This window comes from Streptomyces sp. UNOC14_S4, assembly GCF_020740835.1.
In the GTDB taxonomy this organism is placed as follows: domain Bacteria; phylum Actinomycetota; class Actinomycetes; order Streptomycetales; family Streptomycetaceae; genus Streptomyces.
Map to the genome: position 1 here is coordinate 1 of NZ_JAINFC010000531.1, position 2,388 is coordinate 2,388.

Annotated in this window: 1 rRNA gene (only partly in view); it reads right to left on the bottom strand. The window is 56.8% G+C overall.

The features are described 5' to 3' along the window. Positions 1 to 22: 22 nt before the first annotated feature. A 23S ribosomal RNA gene (locus tag K6I34_RS31315) occupies positions 23 to 2,388 on the bottom strand (it continues 845 nt past the right edge of the window).

Sequence of the window (2,388 nt, forward strand, 5' to 3'; positions counted from 1 at the left end):
AACACAGTGGACGCGAGCAACTGAGGACAAGCCCTCGGCCTATTAGTACCAGTCAACTCCACACCTTACGGCGCTTCCATATCTGGCCTATCAACCCAGTCGTCTACTGGGAGCCTTACCCCATCAAGTGGGTGGGAGTCCTCATCTCGAAGCAGGCTTCCCGCTTAGATGCTTTCAGCGGTTATCCTTTCCGAACGTAGCCAACCAGCCATGCCCTTGGCAGAACAACTGGCACACCAGAGGTTCGTCCGTCCCGGTCCTCTCGTACTAGGGACAGCCCTTCTCAAGACTCCTACGCGCGCAGCGGATAGGGACCGAACTGTCTCACGACGTTCTAAACCCAGCTCGCGTACCGCTTTAATGGGCGAACAGCCCAACCCTTGGGACCGACTCCAGCCCCAGGATGCGACGAGCCGACATCGAGGTGCCAAACCATCCCGTCGATATGGACTCTTGGGGAAGATCAGCCTGTTATCCCCGGGGTACCTTTTATCCGTTGAGCGACGGCGCTTCCACAAGCCACCGCCGGATCACTAGTCCCGACTTTCGTCCCTGCTCGACCCGTCGGTCTCACAGTCAAGCTCCCTTGTGCACTTACACTCAACACCTGATTGCCAACCAGGCTGAGGGAACCTTTGGGCGCCTCCGTTACCCTTTAGGAGGCAACCGCCCCAGTTAAACTACCCACCAGACACTGTCCCTGATCCGGATCACGGACCCAGGTTAGACATCCAGCACGACCAGAGTGGTATTTCAACGACGACTCCACGAACACTGGCGTGCCCGCTTCACAGTCTCCCACCTATCCTACACAAGCCGAACCGAACACCAATATCAAGCTATAGTAAAGGTCCCGGGGTCTTTCCGTCCTGCTGCGCGAAACGAGCATCTTTACTCGTAGTGCAATTTCACCGGGCCTATGGTTGAGACAGTCGAGAAGTCGTTACGCCATTCGTGCAGGTCGGAACTTACCCGACAAGGAATTTCGCTACCTTAGGATGGTTATAGTTACCACCGCCGTTTACTGGCGCTTAAGTTCTCAGCTTCGCCCCGTCGAAACAGAGCTAACCGGTCCCCTTAACGTTCCAGCACCGGGCAGGCGTCAGTCCGTATACATCGCCTTACGGCTTCGCACGGACCTGTGTTTTTAGTAAACAGTCGCTTCTCGCTGGTCTCTGCGGCCACCCCCAGCTCAGACCGTAAAGATCATCACCAGGAATGGCCCCCCTTCTCCCGAAGTTACGGGGGCATTTTGCCGAGTTCCTTAACCATAGTTCACCCGAACGCCTCGGTATTCTCTACCTGACCACCTGAGTCGGTTTAGGGTACGGGCCGCCATGAAACTCGCTAGAGGCTTTTCTCGACAGCATAGGATCATCCACTTCACCACAATCGGCTCGGCATCAGGTCTCAGCCCTTATGTGTGACGGATTTGCCTACCACACGGCCTACACCCTTACCCCGGGACAACCACCGCCCGGGCTGGACTACCTTCCTGCGTCACCCCATCGCTTACCTACTACCACCTTGGGTCAGCGGCTCCACCACTCCCCTACGCTCCGAAGAGCTCAGGGCGGCTTCACGGCCTTAGCATTAATGGATTCGATATTGGGCGTTTCAAAGCGGGTACCGGAATATCAACCGGTTGTCCATCGACTACGCCTGTCGGCCTCGCCTTAGGTCCCGACTTACCCTGGGCAGATCAGCTTGACCCAGGAACCCTTAGTCAATCGGCGCAAGAGTTTCCCACTCTTGTATCGCTACTCATGCCTGCATTCTCACTCGTGAACCGTCCACAACTCGCTTCCGCGGCTGCTTCACCCGGCACACGACGCTCCCCTACCCATCACAGCGGGCGTTGGCCCTCATGCTGCAATGACACGACTTCGGCGGTACGCTTGAGCCCCGCTACATTGTCGGCGCGGAATCACTTGACCAGTGAGCTATTACGCACTCTTTCAAGGGTGGCTGCTTCTAAGCCAACCTCCTGGTTGTCTCTGCGACTCCACATCCTTTCCCACTTAGCGTACGCTTAGGGGCCTTAGTCGATGCTCTGGGCTGTTTCCCTCTCGACCATGGAGCTTATCCCCCACAGTCTCACTGCCGCGCTCTCACTTACCGGCATTCGGAGTTTGGCTAAGGTCAGTAACCCGGTAGGGCCCATCGCCTATCCAGTGCTCTACCTCCGGCAAGAAACACACGACGCTGCACCTAAATGCATTTCGGGGAGAACCAGCTATCACGGAGTTTGATTGGCCTTTCACCCCTAACCACAGGTCATCCCCCAGGTTTTCAACCCTGGTGGGTTCGGTCCTCCACGAAGTCTTACCTCCGCTTCAACCTGCCCATGGCTAGATCACTCCGCTTCGGGTCTTGGGCGCGCTACTC